The organism is Cryobacterium roopkundense, assembly GCF_014200405.1.
GTDB classification, from domain to species: domain Bacteria; phylum Actinomycetota; class Actinomycetes; order Actinomycetales; family Microbacteriaceae; genus Cryobacterium; species Cryobacterium roopkundense.
Map to the genome: position 1 here is coordinate 3,123,097 of NZ_JACHBQ010000001.1, position 19,724 is coordinate 3,142,820.

19 protein-coding genes are annotated in these 19,724 nt (G+C 65.3%); 10 read left to right on the forward strand and 9 right to left on the reverse strand.

Translation table 11 applies throughout. The annotated features are described in order from the left end of the window. Positions 1-50: 50 nt before the first annotated feature. The 3 genes from BJ997_RS14590 to BJ997_RS14600 form a co-directional block, all read right to left on the reverse strand. A complete protein-coding gene (locus BJ997_RS14590; RefSeq protein WP_035834734.1) occupies positions 51-977 on the reverse strand; it encodes a beta-1,6-N-acetylglucosaminyltransferase in 927 nt (308 codons plus the stop codon). After that, positions 977-2,470, reverse strand: coding sequence for a sugar transferase (locus BJ997_RS14595; RefSeq protein ID WP_052541864.1), 1,494 nt, complete (start codon positions 2,468-2,470; stop codon positions 977-979). Before BJ997_RS14595 ends, BJ997_RS14590 begins: the two co-directional genes overlap by 1 nt. A gap of 302 nt (positions 2,471-2,772) precedes the next feature. Then, the gene (locus BJ997_RS14600) at positions 2,773-4,032 is read right to left on the reverse strand and encodes a pentapeptide repeat-containing protein (protein WP_183323576.1); all 1,260 of its coding nucleotides are present in this window, start codon (positions 4,030-4,032) and stop codon (positions 2,773-2,775) included. A 379-nt stretch (positions 4,033-4,411) separates the two neighbouring features. On the opposite strand from BJ997_RS14600, the gene BJ997_RS14605 reads away from it, so the two are divergent. Beyond that, on the forward strand, positions 4,412-4,882 hold the full coding sequence (locus BJ997_RS14605; protein ID WP_183323578.1) for a hypothetical protein: 471 nt from the start codon (positions 4,412-4,414) through the stop codon (positions 4,880-4,882). 59 nt (positions 4,883-4,941) lie between these two features. Here the strand turns inward: BJ997_RS14605 and BJ997_RS14610 are convergent, their stop codons facing one another. The 4 genes from BJ997_RS14610 to BJ997_RS14625 form a co-directional block, all read right to left on the reverse strand. Continuing rightward, positions 4,942-5,781 carry a hypothetical protein gene (locus BJ997_RS14610; RefSeq protein ID WP_035834729.1) on the reverse strand — a complete coding sequence of 280 codons (840 nt, stop codon included), beginning with the start codon at positions 5,779-5,781 and terminating at the stop codon, positions 4,942-4,944. Positions 5,782-6,219: 438 nt separating this feature from the next. Further along, a complete protein-coding gene (locus BJ997_RS14615) occupies positions 6,220-7,191 on the reverse strand; it encodes a RodZ family helix-turn-helix domain-containing protein (RefSeq protein WP_035834728.1) in 972 nt (323 codons plus the stop codon). Between the two features lie 2 nt (positions 7,192-7,193). Next, positions 7,194-8,045 (reverse strand): arsenate reductase/protein-tyrosine-phosphatase family protein, encoded by an 852-nt coding sequence (locus BJ997_RS21575; RefSeq protein ID WP_052541863.1) that lies wholly within the window; start codon positions 8,043-8,045, stop codon positions 7,194-7,196. Beyond that, on the reverse strand, positions 8,042-9,466 hold the full coding sequence (locus BJ997_RS14625) for a tyrosine-protein kinase domain-containing protein (RefSeq protein WP_035834727.1): 1,425 nt from the start codon (positions 9,464-9,466) through the stop codon (positions 8,042-8,044). The genes BJ997_RS21575 and BJ997_RS14625 overlap by 4 nt, the downstream gene beginning before the upstream one ends. A 391-nt stretch (positions 9,467-9,857) precedes the next feature. Here BJ997_RS14625 and BJ997_RS14630 point away from each other — a divergent pair, with 391 nt between their 5' ends. The 5 genes from BJ997_RS14630 to BJ997_RS14650 are packed head-to-tail and all read left to right on the forward strand — an operon-like array spanning position 9,858 to position 13,381. Further along, positions 9,858-10,100 carry a hypothetical protein gene (locus BJ997_RS14630; protein WP_035834726.1) on the forward strand — a complete coding sequence of 81 codons (243 nt, stop codon included), beginning with the start codon at positions 9,858-9,860 and terminating at the stop codon, positions 10,098-10,100. A 33-nt stretch (positions 10,101-10,133) separates the two neighbouring features. Beyond that, complete coding sequence (locus BJ997_RS14635; protein WP_052541862.1) at positions 10,134-10,916, forward strand: ABC transporter ATP-binding protein; 783 nt, start codon at positions 10,134-10,136, stop codon at positions 10,914-10,916. Continuing rightward, positions 10,913-11,203 (forward strand): hypothetical protein, encoded by a 291-nt coding sequence (locus BJ997_RS14640; RefSeq protein WP_035834725.1) that lies wholly within the window; start codon positions 10,913-10,915, stop codon positions 11,201-11,203. Before BJ997_RS14635 ends, BJ997_RS14640 begins: the two co-directional genes overlap by 4 nt. Continuing rightward, positions 11,200-12,696, forward strand: coding sequence for a hypothetical protein (locus tag BJ997_RS14645; protein WP_035834724.1), 1,497 nt, complete (start codon positions 11,200-11,202; stop codon positions 12,694-12,696). Before BJ997_RS14640 ends, BJ997_RS14645 begins: the two co-directional genes overlap by 4 nt. Beyond that, a complete protein-coding gene (locus tag BJ997_RS14650; RefSeq protein WP_035834723.1) occupies positions 12,689-13,381 on the forward strand; it encodes a zinc metalloprotease in 693 nt (230 codons plus the stop codon). The genes BJ997_RS14645 and BJ997_RS14650 overlap by 8 nt, the downstream gene beginning before the upstream one ends. 60 nt (positions 13,382-13,441) lie before the next feature. On the opposite strand, the gene BJ997_RS14655 is transcribed toward BJ997_RS14650, so the two are convergent. Together BJ997_RS14655 and BJ997_RS14660 are read right to left on the reverse strand one after the other, a co-directional pair. Continuing rightward, a complete protein-coding gene (locus BJ997_RS14655) occupies positions 13,442-13,681 on the reverse strand; it encodes a zf-TFIIB domain-containing protein (RefSeq protein WP_035834722.1) in 240 nt (79 codons plus the stop codon). A gap of 95 nt (positions 13,682-13,776) precedes the next feature. Continuing rightward, positions 13,777-15,453: a DUF4012 domain-containing protein gene (locus tag BJ997_RS14660; protein WP_160175831.1), complete on the reverse strand. Its 1,677-nt coding sequence runs from the start codon at positions 15,451-15,453 to the stop codon at positions 13,777-13,779. A 214-nt stretch (positions 15,454-15,667) separates the two neighbouring features. Between BJ997_RS14660 and BJ997_RS14665 the strand changes: the two genes are divergently transcribed. Genes BJ997_RS14665 through BJ997_RS14680 form a run of 4 tightly spaced genes read left to right on the forward strand, consistent with a single transcriptional unit; the run spans position 15,668 to position 19,691 of the window. Continuing rightward, a complete protein-coding gene (locus BJ997_RS14665; RefSeq protein WP_035834721.1) occupies positions 15,668-16,255 on the forward strand; it encodes an acyltransferase in 588 nt (195 codons plus the stop codon). After that, positions 16,252-17,355, forward strand: coding sequence for a DegT/DnrJ/EryC1/StrS family aminotransferase (locus tag BJ997_RS14670; RefSeq protein WP_236628704.1), 1,104 nt, complete (start codon positions 16,252-16,254; stop codon positions 17,353-17,355). Before BJ997_RS14665 ends, BJ997_RS14670 begins: the two co-directional genes overlap by 4 nt. Next, a complete protein-coding gene (locus tag BJ997_RS14675; RefSeq protein WP_035834720.1) occupies positions 17,355-18,341 on the forward strand; it encodes a Gfo/Idh/MocA family protein in 987 nt (328 codons plus the stop codon). Before BJ997_RS14670 ends, BJ997_RS14675 begins: the two co-directional genes overlap by 1 nt. A 51-nt stretch (positions 18,342-18,392) precedes the next feature. After that, complete coding sequence (locus BJ997_RS14680) at positions 18,393-19,691, forward strand: nucleotide sugar dehydrogenase (protein ID WP_035834719.1); 1,299 nt, start codon at positions 18,393-18,395, stop codon at positions 19,689-19,691. The last annotated feature ends 33 nt before the right edge of the window (positions 19,692-19,724 follow it).

Here is a 19,724-nt window from a genome sequence, read left to right on the forward strand (position 1 = left end):
CGAGCACGCAAAACACCGCCCGTCCGGGGGTATTAGGGCTGAACCCCCCTTCACTGGGGGGCTTTTGTGACCTCGCCCGCCCGCTGATCGAGAGCATCGAGAAGCCCTGCAGACGTGGACGATCGCACCTTGCGCACGAAGTACATCGGGGACTGGGTCACCATCTGCAGATCGCCCGGCCCGAACCATTTGGTGAGGCTGGGATCGACCAGATGAAGATTCCCCATGCGGTAGGTTCCCCGCCCCAGGAACTCCTGCGGCCCCGTGCTGCACTCCGCGAAGGAGGAATTGCCGATGATGGTGTGGAAGAACTGTTCGTCGCTCGCGAAAGCGCGGCGATAGTATTTCTCCAGTGCCTGCCCGCGCGAACCGGCGACGGTATCGAGAATGTGCTGCCCGGCCTCGGGCGTGATGGCCCAGTAGGCGCTGCCGTGGAACGGAGTCCAGCCGGCGAGTGGCTTGCGCGTCACGAGGCTGCTGGCCTTCTCCAGACACTTGCGCAGCACGCGCTCGGCGAGGAGAAGAGCTCTCGACCTGGTCGTGGCACGCCAGGGAAGGATGCCGCCCCGAAAGTACACGTGGTCGATGAGCGTGGAGAGGTGCGCGGATTCGCGAACGTGCACGTACTTGATGAAGTTGCGGCCCGGATTGGTGCGGAACAGGTCTTCCAGTTCAGGTAGCGGCCGACTCGGGTAGCACGCGCCGGACAGCAAAACGATGCGGTCGTAGACGGTGTTCGTGGCGAGGGCGGCCTTCAGCAGTGCGAGGGTCGCGTGCACCTGGGAAAACCCGGCCCAGTACACCGGCACTCGATTGGGAATGAGCTGTGCGTCGACCTGCGCCCACGCGGCATCAAGGGTGGTCTTGGCGTCAACGTGGATGAAGACGTCGTGCGGTTTCAGCCGCGCGACAAGCCGTTTCACCTGTTCGGGGTCGGCGTGGGCCAGCACCAAGAACGCGATCGCGGGAGCGGGCATCAGAAGGCGCCGTCCCTGGCCATCACGGCGCTGGCCGTGCGCCAGAGAATGACGATGTCGCCCATGATCGACCAGTTCTCCACGTAGTACAGGTCAAGGCGAACCGTGTCTTCCCACGAGAGGTTGGAGCGGCCGCCCACCTGCCACGGGCCGGTGATGCCGGGCTTCACGAGAAAACGGCGGTGCACATGCGTTTCGTATTCGCTCACTTCGCGTTCGAGCGAGGGGCGCGGCCCCACGAGCGACATGCTGCCCCCGAGCACGTTGAAGAGCTGCGGCAGCTCATCCAGGCTGAACCGACGCAAGACCCGGCCGGCCGGGGTGATGCGCGGGTCGTTCTCCATCTTGAACAGCACGGCGTTTCCCGCGCTGCGCTTCTGCGCTTGCAGCGTGGCCAACTGGCTCTCGGCATCCGTCACCATCGATCGAAATTTGAGCATGGTGAACTGTTTGCCGTTGAGGCCCACGCGCTTCTGGCGAAACACCACCGGCCCGGGGGTGCTGAACCGCACGATGAGGGCGATCACGGCGAGCGGAACGCTGAGGAGCACGATCAGCAGGAACGACGCGACCACGTCGAAGCCCCGCTTGGCGAAGAGCTTGCCGCCCTCGTACCGGGGAGTTTCCACGTGGATGAGCGGCAGGCCGTTCACGGGCCGGGTGTGGATGCGCGGGCCACCGATACCGGTGAGGTTGGGGGCCACGACCAGGTGCTGACGGCCCGGTTCGAGGCTCCAGCTGAGCTCACGCATATCGTGCGGGGACATTTCGGCGTTGCTCGTGACGATCACGGTGTCGGCCCGGTTCTCGGCCATGAACTGCTGCAGCAGAGTGACGGAGCCGAAGACTGGTACGGCGCTGCCCGGCAGCACGTCTCCCGCGAACCCACTGGGGATGCACGCGCCCACCACGAGGTAGCCGGCCTCCGACTGTCGCGCCAGTTCCCTGTGCAGCAGCGCGACGGAGGAGGGCGACCCGATCAGCACGACCCGCGAGGAGTACTGGCCGTTCAGGCGCTTGACGCTGAGCCACTGCCGCCAGATCCAGCGGGAGAACACCAGCACGACCAGCCCCATGGGGAAGGCAATGAGAATGTACCCCCGTGCGAGGTCGATCTGAAAAAGGTACGCGGCTAGGGCAACGAGACCGAACAACCGCACGGTGGCGCCGGCGATCGCCCGGTATTCCTGTGAGCCGGTGCCGATCACCCGGTACCCCCGGGAACCGTAGATGCCGAGAATGACCATCCACGCGGCGATGAGGATCACCGAAATCGCCGTGTAGTTCACGGCCACGGCGTAGAGCTCCCCCCGAAACTGCACGTCGGAGACGGTGAAGCCGAACCACGCGATTTGCACGCCGAAAACGACCCACACGAGCACGAGCAGGTCGGTGACCCGGAGCCCCCAGGCGTAGGAATCGCGCCAGTCGCCCGGGGAGGGCGTCTCGTGGCGAGGCGCGACAGACGGATGCTGCAGCGCGCTGGCGCTCATGATGCATCACCGTGGATGGTGTTCGGTGCCAAGGCGCTCCCTAGTGGACGTCCCACAGCTGGAGGTACCCACAGTGTCGTGGGTTGTGCCTCTCCTGCGCTGTAAGCGTCTCAGGGTAGCGCTACATTCGGGCCCGCACGATCGGACGTTTAGGGGGTAGGCCGCGCGCTGGCCACACATGAAAGGGGCCAGGTCGGCCGAGCTTCCACACCCCCCGAGGTTTACCCACGAAGCGAGTGGTTACTCTCAATCCGACCCAGCTTGCGACCATTATGAACCCGCCCCGGCCGACCGTCAACGGGCTAATTCGAGATGCCGGCGATCTCTTTCAGCCGCTGCAGAACGGGCGGGTCGAAGTGGGCGTCTTGCCAGTGGTGCGCCCCCAGGGCGATGCTGCGCTTCGCCGCTTCATCGAGGTCTGCGCCCTGAAAGTAGGCGTCGTTGACGTTGGCCCCCTCGAAGCGCGCCCCGCGCAGGTCGCAGTGCCGAAACTTAGTTCCCTGCAGGTGGGCGCGCTGAAACTCGGCGCCGGGCAGGTGCGCGCCGTCGAAAGTCGCGCTCACGAGGGTCGTCTCGTGAAAGTGCACGGGTTTCACGATCGCGTGGGCCTCATTGAACCGCGCCTCGTTCATGATCGTGCGGGAAAACCGTGCGCCGTCGAGGGTGGCCTGCAGTCCCTGCGCCCGTGCCATGGTCATCTCGCTGAGGTCGGCGTTTTCGAGGGTGGCATAGGCGAGGTCGAGAATCAAGCCGTCCGGCAGCTTCAGCCCGTGCAGGTCGAGGCGGTTGAGGTTGAGGCGCGTGAGGTCGACGGGGCTCGGCACGTCTGGGTTCGGTTGGCCGCCCGCGAAGAGCAGGCCGAGCACCCGGGCGAGGTCATCGCGCAACAGATCCGCGACCTCCGCAGTGGGCGTCGCCTTCAGGTTCGCGATGATGATGCGCAGCAGATCGGCATGCAGCTCCAGGTACCGCGGCTTCAGGAAGAGGCCGAGCGCAGCGGCGCCGTTCAGGCTCAGGCCCGGGTTGTCCGACGATATCTGCGCTGAGACTCGGCTGAGGGTCTCGTCGAACCGGCCCAGCTCTTCCTGCTCTGCGGCGGCCCGGTCGAGCTGCTGCTGGCGCAGAAACTCCTGCCGCCACTGCTCGTTCTTCGCCGCCTCCGCCTCCTGCTGCAGGGCAAAGTCCGCGCGCCACTGGGCGGCCTCGGTTTCGGCCGCGAGCCGTGCCGCGGCGAGATCCGTGGACTGCTTGTAGAGGGCGGCGCCGAGCGTGGCGACCGCGATCAACACCGTCACGAACGGCGCGAACGGCAGAAGCCCGCCCAGCCAGCCCTCGGCCTGACTGTTGGTCAGCCGCAGCTGCCGAACCTCTTCCTCGAGTTTCTGGCGCTCGAGCTCTGCCGTGGTGGGAGCCGGCTGGTCGGTCGCCGCCGACACACTCGGCGCGGGTGTCGCGGCGCCGGCCTGCGCGGTCGCCCCGACCAGCAGCATCCCGCCGCACAGCAGAGCGGATGCGACACCGCCCGCCATCCGTCTGCGCCAACCCGAACTGAGCGTTCCCATTTCGACCTCCCGGCACGCGCGTGCACGCTGTCAGTGTGCTCCGGCACCACCGGAAAGGGAACCCCTCGTGGCGGTACCCGCTGGTCGAGGAACGCCGTCTACGGCGTGTCTAGAGACCCGGTGAGCCGAGCCTGAGAGTCGGGTCGCGGGGTCTCGATCGCTCCTTCGTCGCGCCTCGACCAACGAGATGGGGAGAGGCATCGCATTTCCCTACTAGGGAGATGAACCTGGGAGTCGGGTCGCGGGGTCTCGATCACTCCTTCGTCGCGCCTCGACCAGCGAGATGGGGAGAGGCATCGCATTTCCCCAATAGACCTGGCGAGACGCTCCTCGTCGGGGTCTCGACGAGCAATAGGCTGGGGAAGGCAAGGGGGACAATATGCCGACGTCCGGTCAGAAGACACGCAGCATCCGCTTGGTTGCGGCCGGGGTGCTCACACTCGTGCCGGTTGTCGCCATTCTCGCGACCTGGTTGATGTGGCGCGCGGGCCTGCCCGGCGCCCTCCCCGCCCAGTGGTCAGGTGGCGAGGTGGCCACGACACAGCCCACGTGGGTGCTTCTCGGCATCACCGGGGTGACCGCCCTGATCACCGGCGTGTTCGGGTTTGTCGCCGGGCTGACTCCCGTGGCCGACCGCCCGCCCCGCCTCACGCTGCTGGTCACCGGCCTCGTCGGCAGCATCTGCTTCATCATCTGGACCGTCAGCGCGAGCCTGGGGGCCGCCGCCGGCAGCGCTGCCGCGGAGCACAACCTGGCGCTCTGGGTCTCGGCCGCTGCCGTCTTCGCGTTCGTGCCGGCGCTCATCGCGCTCACACCCGCCCGAGCGGATGCCGCGAGCCCGGCCAGTTAGGCCCGCACCCCGTGGCTGACCAGGCTTGACAGTATCAACGTTGGCGAAGCGATTCGAGCTCACAGGAGGTGATCCGACTGGTGACCCCTCCGCTTCGCCCGCGCGGCTCGGGAGAAGTAGCGTTCCCACCACAGGCCCACGGCCACGACCGCAGCGGCCAGCGCTCCCGTGATCGCCAAGAGCGGCTGCCACTGGGTCTGGAACCAGTACGACACGCGCTCCACCGGTGTGGCATCCACCTGCACCCGGCTCGTGAATGACGCGGCGTTCGCCTCCGAGAGGGCTGGCAGCGCATCCGCTTGCCGCACCGCTGGCTGCAGCTCAAGCTGTAGTTCCTGGTCTACGGGGGTCGTGGCCACGATGCTCCACGACCATTCCGCCATGCCGAGGGGCGAGAAGGTGCGCAGCACCCAGCCGTCATAGCCTGTCGTGGACGTTTGGGTGATCTCTACGCCATCGCCAGCGGAGGTGAGACGCGCGGCAATATCGCACTGCACCATCACCTTCTCCCCCCGCGCCACGCCCCGGTCGAGCTGAATCATCTGGTCGGGCGGCAACTTCACGTCTTGCACGTCGACGACCACGTTGTAGATCTTCGGGTTGTTCAGCGCGACCTGGATGGTGAGCGGGTACGACACCTGGCCGGAGGTCCACTGATTGACGCCGGCCTCGCACTGGCGTTGGAACTTCTCGCTCTCACTCTCGCGCGCGGTGTCCTCAAGCTGCTGGGACCTCGCACCCAACCCAGGAGGGAGCGCGCTGCGCGGTCTCCCCAGCATGCGGGGTTCGCTCGACGGGGGTGCCTGGGCAGACGGATTCGCGGCCGTGCAGCCCGCCAGCCCGATGAGCACGAGCGCGAGTGAGACCCCCGCAACAACGGTTCGCCAATTGGTCTGCATCGGAAGGCACATCCCTCGAACTGTGCGTCGCACGACTCCGCAAGTCTCGTGTGCGATCGTACTCCGCTGGGCGGGCGGGACAACCCCGGGAGCAGGGCGGGGTGTCCCGCTCGTCGAGGAGCGAGGCACGAGCGTCTACTAGGGAAACGCATCGTGTTCCCCATCCCGCTGGTCGAGGAGCGAGGCACGAGCGGCTCGAGACCGCGCAGGCCGACTCTCAGACTCGGCTCACCCGGTCTCGAGACACGCCGTAGACGGCGTTCCTCGACCAGCGGAGGGGGCGGAAAACCGCGACGCATTCCGCATCCCCCGATGGCGCGAAGCACCTCCTCAGCTCGAGACCGCGCAGGCCGACTCTCAGACTCGGCTCACCCGGTCTCGATCGCTCCTTCGTCGCGCCTCGACCAGCGGGATGGGGGCGGCGGTGAGGGGCGGGGGCTAGAGCCAGGCGGCGCCGGCGGTGGTGCTGCGGGCGAGGGTGTCGTTGGCCCAGAGCCACAGGGTGTCGCCGGTGGCGGAGAGGGTGACGTTGCCCGGCAGGTCCCCGGCCACGGGCAGGCAGCCGGTCACGGTGGGGGCGAGCTCGGGGGTGAGGGTGACGACCTGCACTCCGGCGCAGTCGGCGGCACCGGCGACGGCTGCCACGTAACCGGCGTCCGATGCTGCCACGTTCACGGCACCGGCCAGCACGGCGGCGGCGGACCAGGTGGCCGCGGCATCCGCTGTGACGTACAGCTCGTTGGAGGAGCAGAGCACGGCGGCCTCGGTTCCGCTACGGGGCGCGAGCGCCAGCACCGACGCGCACGGCGCGGCGCTGTCGCCGGCGGGCGAGTGCACCACGGCGCGGTCGGCGGGATCCACGTACCACTGCCCGTCGAGCTGCTCAGGGTAGGAGCGAAAGTTGTCGCCGCCCACGAAAGTCTTCACGAACAGCGGCGCGCAGTTCGCCTGGTCGAGTCCCACGAACTCCACCACGCTGCCGCTCTGCGCGGCGATGCTCTGCACGGCGCTCACGTCGGTGGGGCCGGAGGCGTCGGTCGACGTCCAGGTGGCGCCCGAGTCGCTGCTGACTTCGGGCGAAACGGATGCCGTGGGGCACTCCCCCGACACCGCCCGCCAGGCCGTGGTGCCGTCAACGGCGGAGATCATGCGACTGGGTGTGACGGCCACGACGGTGCTCGCTGTGGGCGCGGCGGGGCTGGTGCTCGCCACCGGTTCGGCACTGGGCGTGGAAGCCTCGGACGAGGTGGGGACGGTGCCGGGGGTGACGTCGGCATCCGCTTTGGTGGTGCTCAGGGCGAAGCCGATGAGGGCGAGGTCGAAGATGATGAACGCGGCCACGGCGGCGTAGACCCACACGCGGCGACGCGAGGAATCTTTCGGTACGTGACGAATGGGACGACGAGCCATGATTACCGTTTTCCGAGGGAGGCAGCGATGCCCGCAGTGATGGTGGTGACAGCCGCGTCGATGGCGGCGGCCGCGCTCGCGTACACCGCGGCGGACCTGCGGTACGGGTCTTCGATGTCGTCGTCGGTGGCGTCGGCGGGGGGAGGCGTCATGCCCCGCGACGCCGCGATGCTCTCAATGAACGAGTCGATGCCGGCCGGCTGCGGCTCGCGTGACGGGGTCTCGACCTCCGGCATCAGCCGGGCGAGCTGGTTGAGGGTGAACGTGTAGCGCGTGCTCTTCGGGTACATCGACACGGCGGCGCTGCGGTGCTCGCGGGTGGCGGTGAGCACGAGATCGGCGTGGGCGATGAGCTCCGGCGTGAGCAGCTGCGCGGAGTGCGGCGCGTCGACGGCGCCGTAGTCCACAGCGAGGGCGGCGGCTTCGGCCGTCATGTCGTGGCCGACGAGCGCGCGGGTTCCGGCGCTGCTCACGGTGGCGGAGATGCCGGCGGCGGCGAAGCGCGCGCGCAGCAGGTGCTCCGCGAGCGGGGAGCGGCAGATGTTGCCGGTGCAGACCACGAGCACGGAAATCTCGCTGGTTGAGGAGCGGGCATGCTCCTCGCCCGCGTCTCGAAACCCGGTGACCGCGTCTCGAGATCGGATTGCGGGGTCTCGATCGCTCGTTCCTCGCGCCTCGACCAGCGGTTCGCTGGTTGAGGAGCGGGCATGCTCCTCGCCCGCGTCTCGAAACCCGGTGACCGCGTCTCGAGATCGGGTTGCGGGGTCTCGCGGGGTCTCGACAAGCTCGACCAGCGGGACGGGCGGGGCGGGCGGTTTGGCGGCGCGGCGGCCGTGCTTGGGCGCTTCGGTCACGCCTTCACCCGGGTGCGGCGCGAGCCCTTGGGCGCGGCGGCCTCGGCCTCAACGTCGGAGCCGTAGCCGTACCCGTAGCCGTAGTTGCCGTACCCGTACGCGTCGGGTCCCTTGGTCGGCAGCATCGTGAGCACGAGCCCCGACACCGACGCGCCCACGGTGGTGAGCGCGGCGATGGCGCCCTTCAGCTGGTTCTTGTGCGTGCGCCCGGCGGCCACGATGATGATCGCGCCGCCCACGTTCTTGGCGAGCACCGCGGCATCGGTCACCGGCAACAGCGGCGGCGAGTCGAAGAGCACCACGTCGAACGCGCGGTTGAATTCCGCGATGATGTGCGTCATGCGCGCCGAGCCGAGCAGCTCGCTCGGGTTGGGCGGAATGTGCCCGGCCGGCAGCACGAACAGCTGTGCTCGCCCCCAGGGCTGAATCACGTCTTTCAGCTCGGCCTTGCCGATCAGCACGTCGGTGAGCCCCACGGCGCCCTCGATGCCCATGTAGTCCGAGATCTTCGGGCGGCGCAGGTCGGCGTCCACCAGCAGCACGCGCAACCCGGAGTCGGCCAGCGCAATGGCCAGGTTGGCCCCGGTGGTGCTCTTGCCCTCGCTCTCAATTGAGGAGGTCACCACGAAGGCGCGGTCGGTGCGCTCCACGTCGAGAAACTGCAGGTTGGTGCGGAGGGTCCTGAACGACTCGGCGCGTGGGCTGCGCGGGTCAACGTGCACGATCAGCGGGCGCTCGCCGGCCTTCGGGTCGAACACAATACCGCCGAGAATGGGGGTGTCGGTCACCTGCTCCACGTCGCGTTCGTTGCGAATGCGTGTCTCGAGGGTTTCGCGCAGCACGGCGATTCCCACGCCGAGCGCGAGACCCACGAGCGCGCCGAGCGCAATGTTCAGCGGCACGTTCGGGCTCACCGGAACCGACGGCACGGTGGCCTGCTGCACACGGGTGAGCTTCACCGGGGAGACAGCGTCGGCGCCGCTCGACACCTCGATCTCGGCCACCACCGAGGTGAGGCTCTCCGACACGGCGTTCGCGGTTTCCGCGGCGCGCACCGGGTCGGTGTCCACCACGGTGATGTCAATGATCGACGTGTCCAGAGGAGCGGATGCCGTGACCTTGCCCTTGAGGGCGTCCGACGTGACCTGCAGGTCAAGCGACCCGATCACCGGAAGCAGCACCAGAGGAGTGGTCACGAGGTCGGAGTACGTCTTCACACGCTGCACGGTGAAGCTGTTGCCCTGGGCCAGCTCCGAGGTGGTTCCACTCGACTGCGTCGACACGAAAACCTTCGACGTGGCACTGTACTGAGGCGTCTGCAGAATGGAGAAAGTGGATGCTGCGCCCACGGCAACAAGAGTGAGCAGCACGATGAGCACCCAGCTCTTGCGCAGAATGCGAATGTAGTCGCGGAGTTCCACTCAACGGCCTTTCCTCGATGACAGACGGAAGCTCAAAACAAACCCCAGAGTCATTTTCACATACTTCCGGTGTTTCCCCGGTTTGAGCAGCGTCTCACCCGCTGCTCAAGGCGCGAGCACCCGCTGGTCGAGGCGCGAGCACACGCTGGTCAAGGCGCAAGCACCCGCTGGTCGAGGCGCGAGGTACGAGCGATCGAGACCTGGTGAGACGGTCTGAGGAGCGGCTCACGGGGTCTCGATCGCTCCTTCGTCGCGCCTCGACCAGCGAGAGGGGCGCGGGAGCGGAGGGCGCACGGGGCGGACAAGCCCCCGTTGGGGGTGGGGAAAGGGACGTAGGGTGACCGCGTTCGAAAGTCCCGCACCAAAACCTCATGCAACGGAAGGAACCAGCATGCCAACATTGGCGTTGAAAGCACTGGAACTGCACGAGCAAGCGTCGAACAGCATGATCCGTCTCTCGGCGGTCCGAACAGATCGGTGGGTGGTGCTCGTGATTATCGCGCTGGCCCTCATCGTGGCGTTCGGGCTGCTCACCGCGTGGTGGATCGTGTGTCAGTCGAAGGGCATGTATCCCGCTCTCGACATGCCGTCGTGGGCTAACGGCGGCACGTGGAAGGCATACTGCCGTCGGTAATTTGGCTCACACACTGATGTGGAGGCACCAGAAATGCACCCGATACTCGAAGTACACAACGTGTCGAAAAGCTACCGGTCCGCCGTCGCCGTCGACGACTTCTCCCTGGCCATCCGTCCAGGTGTCGTGCACGGCCTCCTCGGACCGAATGGCTCGGGCAAAACGACATGCCTCCACATCATTGCGGGGCTGATCTCCCCCAACGACGGCGCCGTCAGCATCTCCGGCGTACCGATCGAGTCCAAGGCCTCGCGCCGCCTCATCGGGTTCGCGCCCGACGACCTGCCGCTGCCCAACTCGCTCACCGGGCGTGAATACCTCACCTTCCACGATGGCATGCGCAGGCGCCACGACTCCGCTCGCGCGGTGCAACTCGCGACCGCCCTCGGAATCGACGCCGACCTCAACAAGCTCATCGGCGAGTACTCCCACGGCATGAAACGCAAGATCCAGGTGATCGCGGCACTCATGCACGAGCCGGAGATTCTCGTGCTCGACGAGCCGTTCCGAGGGCTTGACCCCGACGCGGCTTCCGTTCTCAAATACACGATCGAGACGTTTGCGAAGAGCGGCCGGGCCGTGCTGATCGCCACGCACGACATGATCCGCGCGCAGCGTGACTGCGGCGAGGTGACGATCGTCAGCGCGGGGCGCACCGTGGCCTCCGGCACCCCGCAGGCGCTCATCGAGCAGACCCACGCGGCACAGACCCTGGAAGACGTGTTTCTCGCTGTCACCGGCCTGGCCCACGACAACGAGACGCGGCTCACGTGCATCAACACCATGTTCACTCACCTTCAGGAGGAACTGTCATGACCGCAACACTGAAGATCATCCTCAGCGTGTTCACCGGTCTCGTACTGGGCGTCACCCTGGTGTTCCTCACCCTGGTGGCCGCCGTCACGTACGCGTTCGCCACCGGCACCACGGCCACGGTGCCGGGAATGCTCACGGCCTGGTTCACCACCGAGAACAATCTGCCGGCGTTGAACTTCGAGCCCAACGGCACCGGCCTCATGGTTGCCGTCTTCATTGTGACGGCCATCGTGGTGGCGCTCGCGGTGCGCCTTACCCTGAAGCACAAGCACTCCCCCGCATCATGAGCGGTGCCCTCGCCGAAACGGCGCAGATCTCCGCGGTCACCCTGAAGCTGTGGACGAGGGAGCTCGCCTCCATCTTCCACACCACCGAACGCAGGGTGCGCGCCTCGGTGCTGTGCGTGGCCGCCGCAGCCGCCGCCTTCGGGCTTCTGCTGGCTGTGGCCAGCGCCGCGCAGCTCACCCAGAACATCCCCGAGGTGCTGCGCCTCAACATTGTGCGCACGGCGTTCGGCAGCGCCATCCTCATTCCGGCGATCGTGACGACGATTCTCTGCGTGACCATGCCGGCGCGCACGTCGTTGCAGACCCTGCTCGACCTGCTGCCCGTGGCCCGCAGGGTCTCCCGGGCCGGGCAGGTGGGGCCGTCGTTCGTGCTGGGGCTGGGGTTCAGCGCCGTGCTCTGCTCCACCACCATCGCCGTGGTGGCAAAACTCTACCCCGACCCGTTGCACATCGCGCTCGCCCTCGCCCTGCTCGTAGCGGTGATCGTGATCGTGCAGGGGCTGTCCATGGGCATCTTCACGCTCATCGCCTCCGGTCTGCGCCGATACGGGCGGCTGCCACAGCAGTACAGCGCCGCCGTGGCCGGGTGCTCGGTGATCGCGCTCGGCGTGGCCGCGATAGCGGCCGACCTGCTCACCTTCCGACCGGCCGTGGTGGGCGAGTTCACCGCTGCCGACCTGCTGCTCCACCGCGCGGCAGCCGGCGTGCTCACCGACCCAGCCGCCCCGGGTCCATGGCTGGTCATGCTGGCGTGGGCCTCCCTGTCGGCGGCCATCTTGACCGCGTCGTTCAGCGTGTACCGGCAAGAGCAGGGAACGGATGCCATCCGGCTGTTCCGCGGAAGCCGCCCCCGGCACACCCCGGCGTCCGCAGCGATCTGGCTCGAGGAGCTGCTCTCCGTGCGCAACCCGCAGGCCATCATGACCGTCGTGATCCTGGTTCCCGCGGTGTTCGCGCTGCACCTCATGGCGGCCGTGCCTCCGCTGCGCGACCTCGCGCACACCCTCGCGTTGAGCGCGCCGGTGTTCCCCTTCTTCCTGGCCGTGTACGCCGTGGGTCGCACCCTGCGAGTCCATTGGCTGGGCGTGCACCTGATCGCCCGGCCGCTGTGGTGGGTGAGTCCCAAGATCGTGGCCTACGCGGTGGGCGGAACGGTTCTCGGCTCCCTCGTGTTCGCCGTCGAGGTGCTCATCGGGTTGGCCGAGCCCTCGAGCGCCGCCCAGGTGGGTGCCCGGGCGGTTCTCGCGCTCGGTGCCGCCCTGCTCGCCGGCACGGTGGTTCCGTACAGCGACGAGCAGCCCCTGTCGATGACGGTGTCGGGCTTCTTGGCGGCCTTCATCTACCTGGTGATCGTGAGCCTGCTGGCGTGGTTGCAGGACTTCACCCCGGATGCGCTCATCTGGTTGATCACTCTGGTCTCCGCCGCCGGGTTGTTGCTGGCGTACGCCGGGGTCGCATCCGCCCACAGCACCGACGACGTGCGTCGTGCGTGAGCGCACGCTGGTACCCTCGGCCGGGGTCGAGGTGGTGAACGGCGCCTGGTGCTGCGCCGGCCTGGACCTGGCGACCGACGACCCGGCGGCGGCCTGCGAGCTCGGTCTGGTGAGCGTGGACTGGCACTGGGTGGGCAGGTCGCGCCGCGTTCGGCTGGCGCTGCCGGGCCGGTGGCGCAGCCGGCCCGTGCCGCGCGGTGCGATGCGGGCCGCCGCGGCGTCGGTGGCGCACAACGCCTGGGGAATGCTGCCGTGGTTCGGCGCCGTGGCGGCGCTGCTGCTCTGCGGGCTGGTTCCCGATATCGCCGCGCTGGCCGGAGTGGGCTGGGGCTTGGGCCTGTTTCTGCTGTCGGTGCTCGTGCACGAGGCCGGGCACGTGGTGGCGTTTCGCGTGGTGGGCGGACCCAAGGCGGCGGGCTTTCTGGTGAGCCGCGGCATGCGTTCTCACCTGGTGCGGCCGCGCCTGAGCAGGCGGGCAGACCTCACCATCATTGTTGCCGGGCCGCTCAGCCCGCTGCTGGCCGTGGGGGTGCTGTGGCCCGTGGTCTTCGCCTCGCCCGTGCTGTTTGTGGTCTGGTGCGTGCTGGCGCTGAGCCACGCCCTCACGCTGCTGGTGCCCGTGGGCGACGGCGCCAACGCCCGCGATGCCCTGCGCACACCAGCGAGCGCGCCCCGCCCCACCTGAATTGCTCGTCGTAGCGGATGACGACGTGGTCACCCGCCCGTTAACGGTTGAGCGGGTGCTCTATTCGTCGTCCAGCACCTTGAAGACGTCGGGCAGCAGCACGGTCAGGCCGCACGCCGGGCATCGCTCGCTGATGACGAGACGCTCCTTCACGAAGCGCTGTTCCGGCACCATCTCCGTGCCGCACGATGGGCAGCTCGGGCCAATGATGCCGTCACCGTCAAATGTGATCTTCAGCCCGGAACCGATGTCTTCCGTGAAATCGAACAGGTCGGGTGGTTGCTCATCCTCTGGCGTCATGTCGCTGAGTATGCCCGGATGGCCTCGCACCCGTGCACCCCACGTTCGGGGCGTCTCGGAACGTCTGACCAACGGCCCGACGTCACGCGTGCCTATTAGTGGAGTGCCTCGTCGCAGCTCAGGTCGACGTCCGCCACCGGGTTGGTGGTGATCAGCGGCGTGCTCACGGCCTCAAGCGCCCCGTGCTCCGCCGATCCGCCCAGCAGGTGAAAGCGCGTCGTGACGGACTCGCCCGGTGCCAGTTCAACACCGAGTTGACTCACGGAATATCCCATGTGCGCCGCCGGGTGGTACGGCACGGCCTCTCCCCCACGGGCCACGCCCATGTTCTCCGAACCGGGCGGTCCGTAAACCAGAATCAGGGTTTTCACGTTCCCCTTAACCACACCGAATGTGCCCGGTCCGGTCACCGACGGCGGCAAGACCTCCCCGGCATTCGGCGGGGCGGTGCTCGTGAGCGTCACGTCAACCGCGTAGTACGGCCTCTCGTCTTCGCGGCACGTCACTTCGCCGAGGCCGATTTGCACGTCCAGGTATGGGTCCATCTTGGCGCCCGTGGCGTCATTGAAGTAGATGCCTATTCGCTCGGCGGCGGCATCACTCACCGGAAGGTCGCCCGTCAGGGTGGTTCCGGCCAGCACGGTTTGGTCCTCCTCATGTGCGCTCCACAGAAGTATGCGTCGTTCATCGCCGGCCTGAGCCAGCGCCGAAATAAGCGCCTTGGGCTCTGCCTGGCCTCCCGCTAGCGCCTCGAAAACAGCGGATGCCGCCGACGCAAAGAACGCGTCCTGCTCGGCAGAGCTATCGTACTTTGTGTACACGTCCGTGAGCAGCAGCTGCACGGCATTTTCGCTGGTGAGCACGTCGCCCGTCGCCAGCGTGATGGGCCCGGTCGAACGCAACAGATAGCTGAGCGCCACCGGGTCCAGGGAGATGACGCCGTCAACCTCCGCGTCGTATTTCTGTTTCCACATCTCTCGAGCGAGCCGTCCCGTCGTGGGGAAGTCCGGAGTGAGCGTGACGTCACCCATAAAAGTACTGATTCGATCGGTGAAGAGCCCGCGTGTTTCAACCGGCAGGTCAAGCACTGGGTCGGGGAATATGATGCCGTTCGCCGACTCCTGGCGAACGATTTCAATCCCGCCGTCGTTGGTCGCAATTTCCGCGAAGGCTCCGGGGAGCCCGCCGGTCGCTCGAACCTCCGCGTTGTTCTGAAACAGAAGCAGATAGGAACGCGACCCCCCGGCACCAAGCATTGCCGGAACGAGCTGGGCCGCCCGGTTCGCTGAGTTCACTGTGACGGCTGTCTTTTCAACGAGCTGCGAGAGCTGGCGCGCTGCGGCGTCCACCTGCGGAATGGTTCCGGACGTATCGATCTCGCCCAGGTCCGACTGGGCCTTCTCGAGGGTGCGATCCGCGTTAGCGATGTTCACTTGTGCCTCCATGATGGGGCCCAGATCGACGGTTCCGCCGGTCGGGCTGAAGGCGTCAACGCTGAACCCATCCGCGAGCGACACCAACGGCGTGACCGCCGACTCGCTGATGTCGTTCACGACCTGAGCCAGCTGACGGACGGCCGCCAGGTTCGGTCCCAGAAACGGCAGGATCTCAAACGCCCGCCAGACCGGATCGCTTGTGAGCGCCGCGGCCGAGTTCGCATGTGAGTTGAGATCAGCAACGGCTCGTTGCGCGGAGGCAACGTCACCATCCGTGATGCCATTTTGAATCGATGTGGCCAGGGGCATTGCGGCTTCGAGCTCGCTCTTTGCCATCAGCGCGCGGGCGCCAACCCATGCGCACAGGAGAAGGAGCAGAAATACCGCTGCGGCGATGCCAAGCACCCAGATTGGGCGGTCTTGTTTGCGCGGTCGCGTTCGGAGCTTTTGGGGGCTTGACACGACCCTATTCAACCAGATGCTTTCCGCACTCACACAGCAGATAGACTCAACTGAAATATTTCGTAAGGACCTCGGGGGCGGGCATAAAATGCACATCGCAGAAAGTGCGACGGTTTCTGATCGCGCAACCATGGGAACAGGCGTCAAGGTCTGGGATCTGGCACAAGTTCGAGAAGAAGCAATCGTTGGCGACAATTCCATAGTCGGACGTGGCGCCTACATCGGCGCCGGAGTGAAGATCGGTGCGAATTCTAAGATACAGAATGATGCTCTGATCTACGAGCCTGCCGTCTTGGGAACAGGTGTCTTCATCGGCCCGGCCGTGGTCTTGACGAACGACACGTATCCACGCGCGATCAACCCCGATGGTACCCAGAAATCCGCTGCCGATTGGATCCCCACCGGCGTCATAATCGACGAAGGTGCGGCCATCGGCGCGCGCGCTGTGTGTGTCGCACCGGTGCACATTGGACGATGGGCAACCGTCGCGGCAGGGGCGGTCGTGATCAAGGACGTACTGGATTTTGCGCTGGTCGCGGGGGTACCCGCGCGACAAATTGGTTGGGTCGGAAAAGCAGGTTACCCACTCACCGCCGTGGGCGACATCTGGGTTTGTCCACAATCAGACGACCACTATGAGGTGGCCACCAACGGGCTAACGGAGAGAGCAAAGTGATTTCAGCTTCCATTCCTAATTTCATTCCCGCCGCTCGCCCTCTTATTGGCGACGACGAACGACGAGCAGTCGATGCCGTCCTCGTGTCCGGGCAACTAGCGCAGGGCAATGAGGTCAAACTTTTCGAAGAAGAATTTTCTCAGGTCCTCGTGGATGGTCGATCCGCCGTCGCTGTAAATTCGGGGACTTCGGGGCTTCATCTGGGGCTCCTGGCCGCGGGGATCGGTCCGGGAGACGAAGTCATCGTGCCGTCCTTCACCTTTGCGGCGACCGCCAATTCAGTAGCTCTGACTGGCGCAACACCCATTTTTGCGGACATTGAACCGGATCACTATTGCCTTGATCCTGATTCGGTAGAAGCCGCTATTTCCAGCCGAACTGCAGGGATCCTGCCCGTGCATCTTTACGGTCACCCCGCAAATATGCCTAGCCTTCAGCGAATCGCAACCGCCAATGGACTCAAACTTTTTGAAGACGCTGCCCAGGCACATGGAGCAAGCCTTAACGGCGAACGCGTTGGTTCATTCGGTGACTTTGCCATGTTTAGCCTGTACCCGACGAAAAACATGACGTCTGGCGAGGGCGGAATGGTCACGATGAACTCACCAGAGATCGAACGGCGCATGCGGTTGCTTCGCAACCAAGGCATGGAACGTCAATACGAGAACGAGCTCGTCGGGTTCAATGCGCGCATGACCAACATTCACGCGGCCATCGGACGCGTCCAGCTCACCAAGATCTGGGGATGGACCGAGCAACGCCGCCAGAACGCCGCCTTCTTGTCAGAGCACTTGACAAACGTTGTCATCCCGAAGACCGCACCCGGAGCTGAGCCCGTCTATCACCAGTACACAATTCGAGTGCTCGAGGATCGAGATCGCATCGTTGCGGCGCTCCGGGACGAGCACCACATCGGGACCGGCGTGTACTACCCCATACCGAATCATCGTCTGCCCTCCTTTCAACAGGCTCTGGACTTGCCGGAGACCGAAGCAGCATCGCAGCAGGTGCTCTCTCTTCCTGTGCACCCCTCTCTTACATCGAACGATCTTGAACGAATCGTTTCCGCAGTGAACAAACTCACCAAGGCAGGTTCCTAATGACAGAGCTTAGAGCTGGCCTTATCGGCTTAGGTATGATGGGTCGCCACCATGCGCGGGTTCTTCGCGAGATCACGGGAGTTGAGCTTGTCGCCGTGGCTGATGAAATGGGCGACCCCCACAACGTGGCAGGCAGCACCCCGTTCTGCCGGACCGTCGACGAATTGCTGGAGCACAACTTGGACATGGCCGTTGTGGCCGTCCCCACCGCGTTCCATGCCGCCGTCGGCCTCGCGCTAGCCGAAGCCGGCGTGCACGCCCTCATCGAAAAGCCAATCGCCAACACAGCAGAGGAGGGCGCCCAGTTGGCCGCCGCCTTCGAATCCCGTGGACTCGTCGGCGCTGTTGGCCACATCGAGCGTTTCAATCCCGCACTGCAGAGTATGAGAGAACGCATTTCGGCTGGAGACCTCGGTGCGGTCTATCAGATAGCGACTCGTCGGCAGGGACCATTTCCGGCTCGAATCGCGGACGTCGGCGTCGTCAAGGATCTGGGCACCCATGACATAGATTCAACGGCCTGGCTCGCGCAGAGCGCATACTCGTCCGTATTCGCACAAACCGCGCTCAAGAGCGGTCGCCCACACGAAGACCTCGTGGTCGTCACTGGCCGCCTCGCGAACAACGTCATTACAAATCACCTTGTAAATTGGCTTTCCCCTCTAAAAGAACGCGTCACCATCGCCACTGGGGAGAAGGGATCGTTCGTGGCAGACACACTCACGGCGGACCTGACCTTCTTCGAAAACGGCACGGTCGAAACCCTCTGGGACCCGATCTCAGCATTTCGGGGCGTGGCCGAGGGCTCGATGATTCGGTACGCCTTGAAGAAGCGCGAACCGCTTCTCGTTGAGCATGAAGCCTTCCGCGACGCAGTACTCGGTCTTCGAAATGACATCGTCACTATGCGGGACGGCCTCGCAACGCTGCGGGTTGCAGAGGCTGCGATCAAGTCCTCCAAGAATGGCCAAGTTGTTTCTCTCTAGAATTCCCGCCGTGAAGCCCGCAAAGGTTTCTTATTTCGAAAGTTTCCTCCCGTGAAGATCGCCGTAATTGCCTTAGGAAAAATTGGTCTCCCCCTAGCTGTGCAATTTGCCAGCAAGGGGCATGACGTAATCGGAGTGGACGTCAACCAAACGGTTGTTGATTTGGTCAACGCCGGCAAGGAACCCTTTCCTGGCGAGCACCTACTCCAAGAAAAGCTCACGGAGCTAGTAGCAGCGGGCAGGCTCACCGCCACGACCGACTATTCAGTTGCTGTCCCCACCGCCGACGCCGTCGTGCTTGTCGTGCCGCTTTTCGTCGACAAGGAAGCCAAACCAGATTTCGCCTGGATGGATGCCGCCACGAAATCTCTATCTGAGCACTTGACCAAAGACACGCTCGTTTCCTACGAGACCACTTTGCCTGTTGGAACAACGCGGGATCGCTGGAAGCCACAGCTCGAAGCTGGGAGCGGCCTCACAGAGGGTGCCGACTTCCACGTCGTCTTTTCTCCCGAGCGGGTTTTGACTGGTCGAATTTTCGCTGACCTACGCAAGTACCCCAAACTAGTCGGTGGCCTGTCCCCACTAGGAGCCGCACTAGCAGTCGAATTCTACGATTCGGTGCTGGACTTCGACGACCGTCCCGATCTGAAGCGGACAAATGGTGTCTGGGATTTGGGATCTGCCGAGGCCGCTGAGCTCGCAAAGTTGGCGGAGACGACGTATCGCGACGTAAATATCGGCCTGGCCAACGAATTCGCTCGATATGCCGACCAGACCGGTATCGACGTCTACCAAGTCATCGACGCGTGCAACTCACAGCCCTTCAGCCACATCCATCAGCCAGGAATCGCGGTCGGGGGCCACTGCATCCCCGTGTATCCGAGGTTGTACCTGTGGAATGACCCGGAGGCCACCATAGTGCGCGCGGCCCGGGCGCGAAATGCCTCCATGCCAGAATACGCGGTGGACCAGCTGGAGCAGGCTCACGGCTCACTCAGAGGCGCCAGCGTCGTTGTCCTCGGTGCTGCATATCGCGGTGGTGTAAAGGAAACGGCGTTCTCGGGCGCGTTCGATACGGTGGCGGCGCTCGAGAAACGCGATGCACACGTAAGCGTCCACGATCCCCTATATTCAGATGTCGAACTTGAAGCCTTGGGCTTAACCCCGTTTATGCAGGGTACAGCCGTCGATGTGGCCGTAGTTCAGGCGGATCACACCGAGTATCGGACTTGGGGTCCTGCCGATGTGCCCGGAATTCGCACGTTGCTAGACGGAAGACACTTTTTATCGCCAGAACAGTGGCCGAATGTTACCTTTGCTGTGCTCGGCAGCCCGCTGGCGTACTGAATACTCCACAATAAAGAGCCGGGATGCAATTGA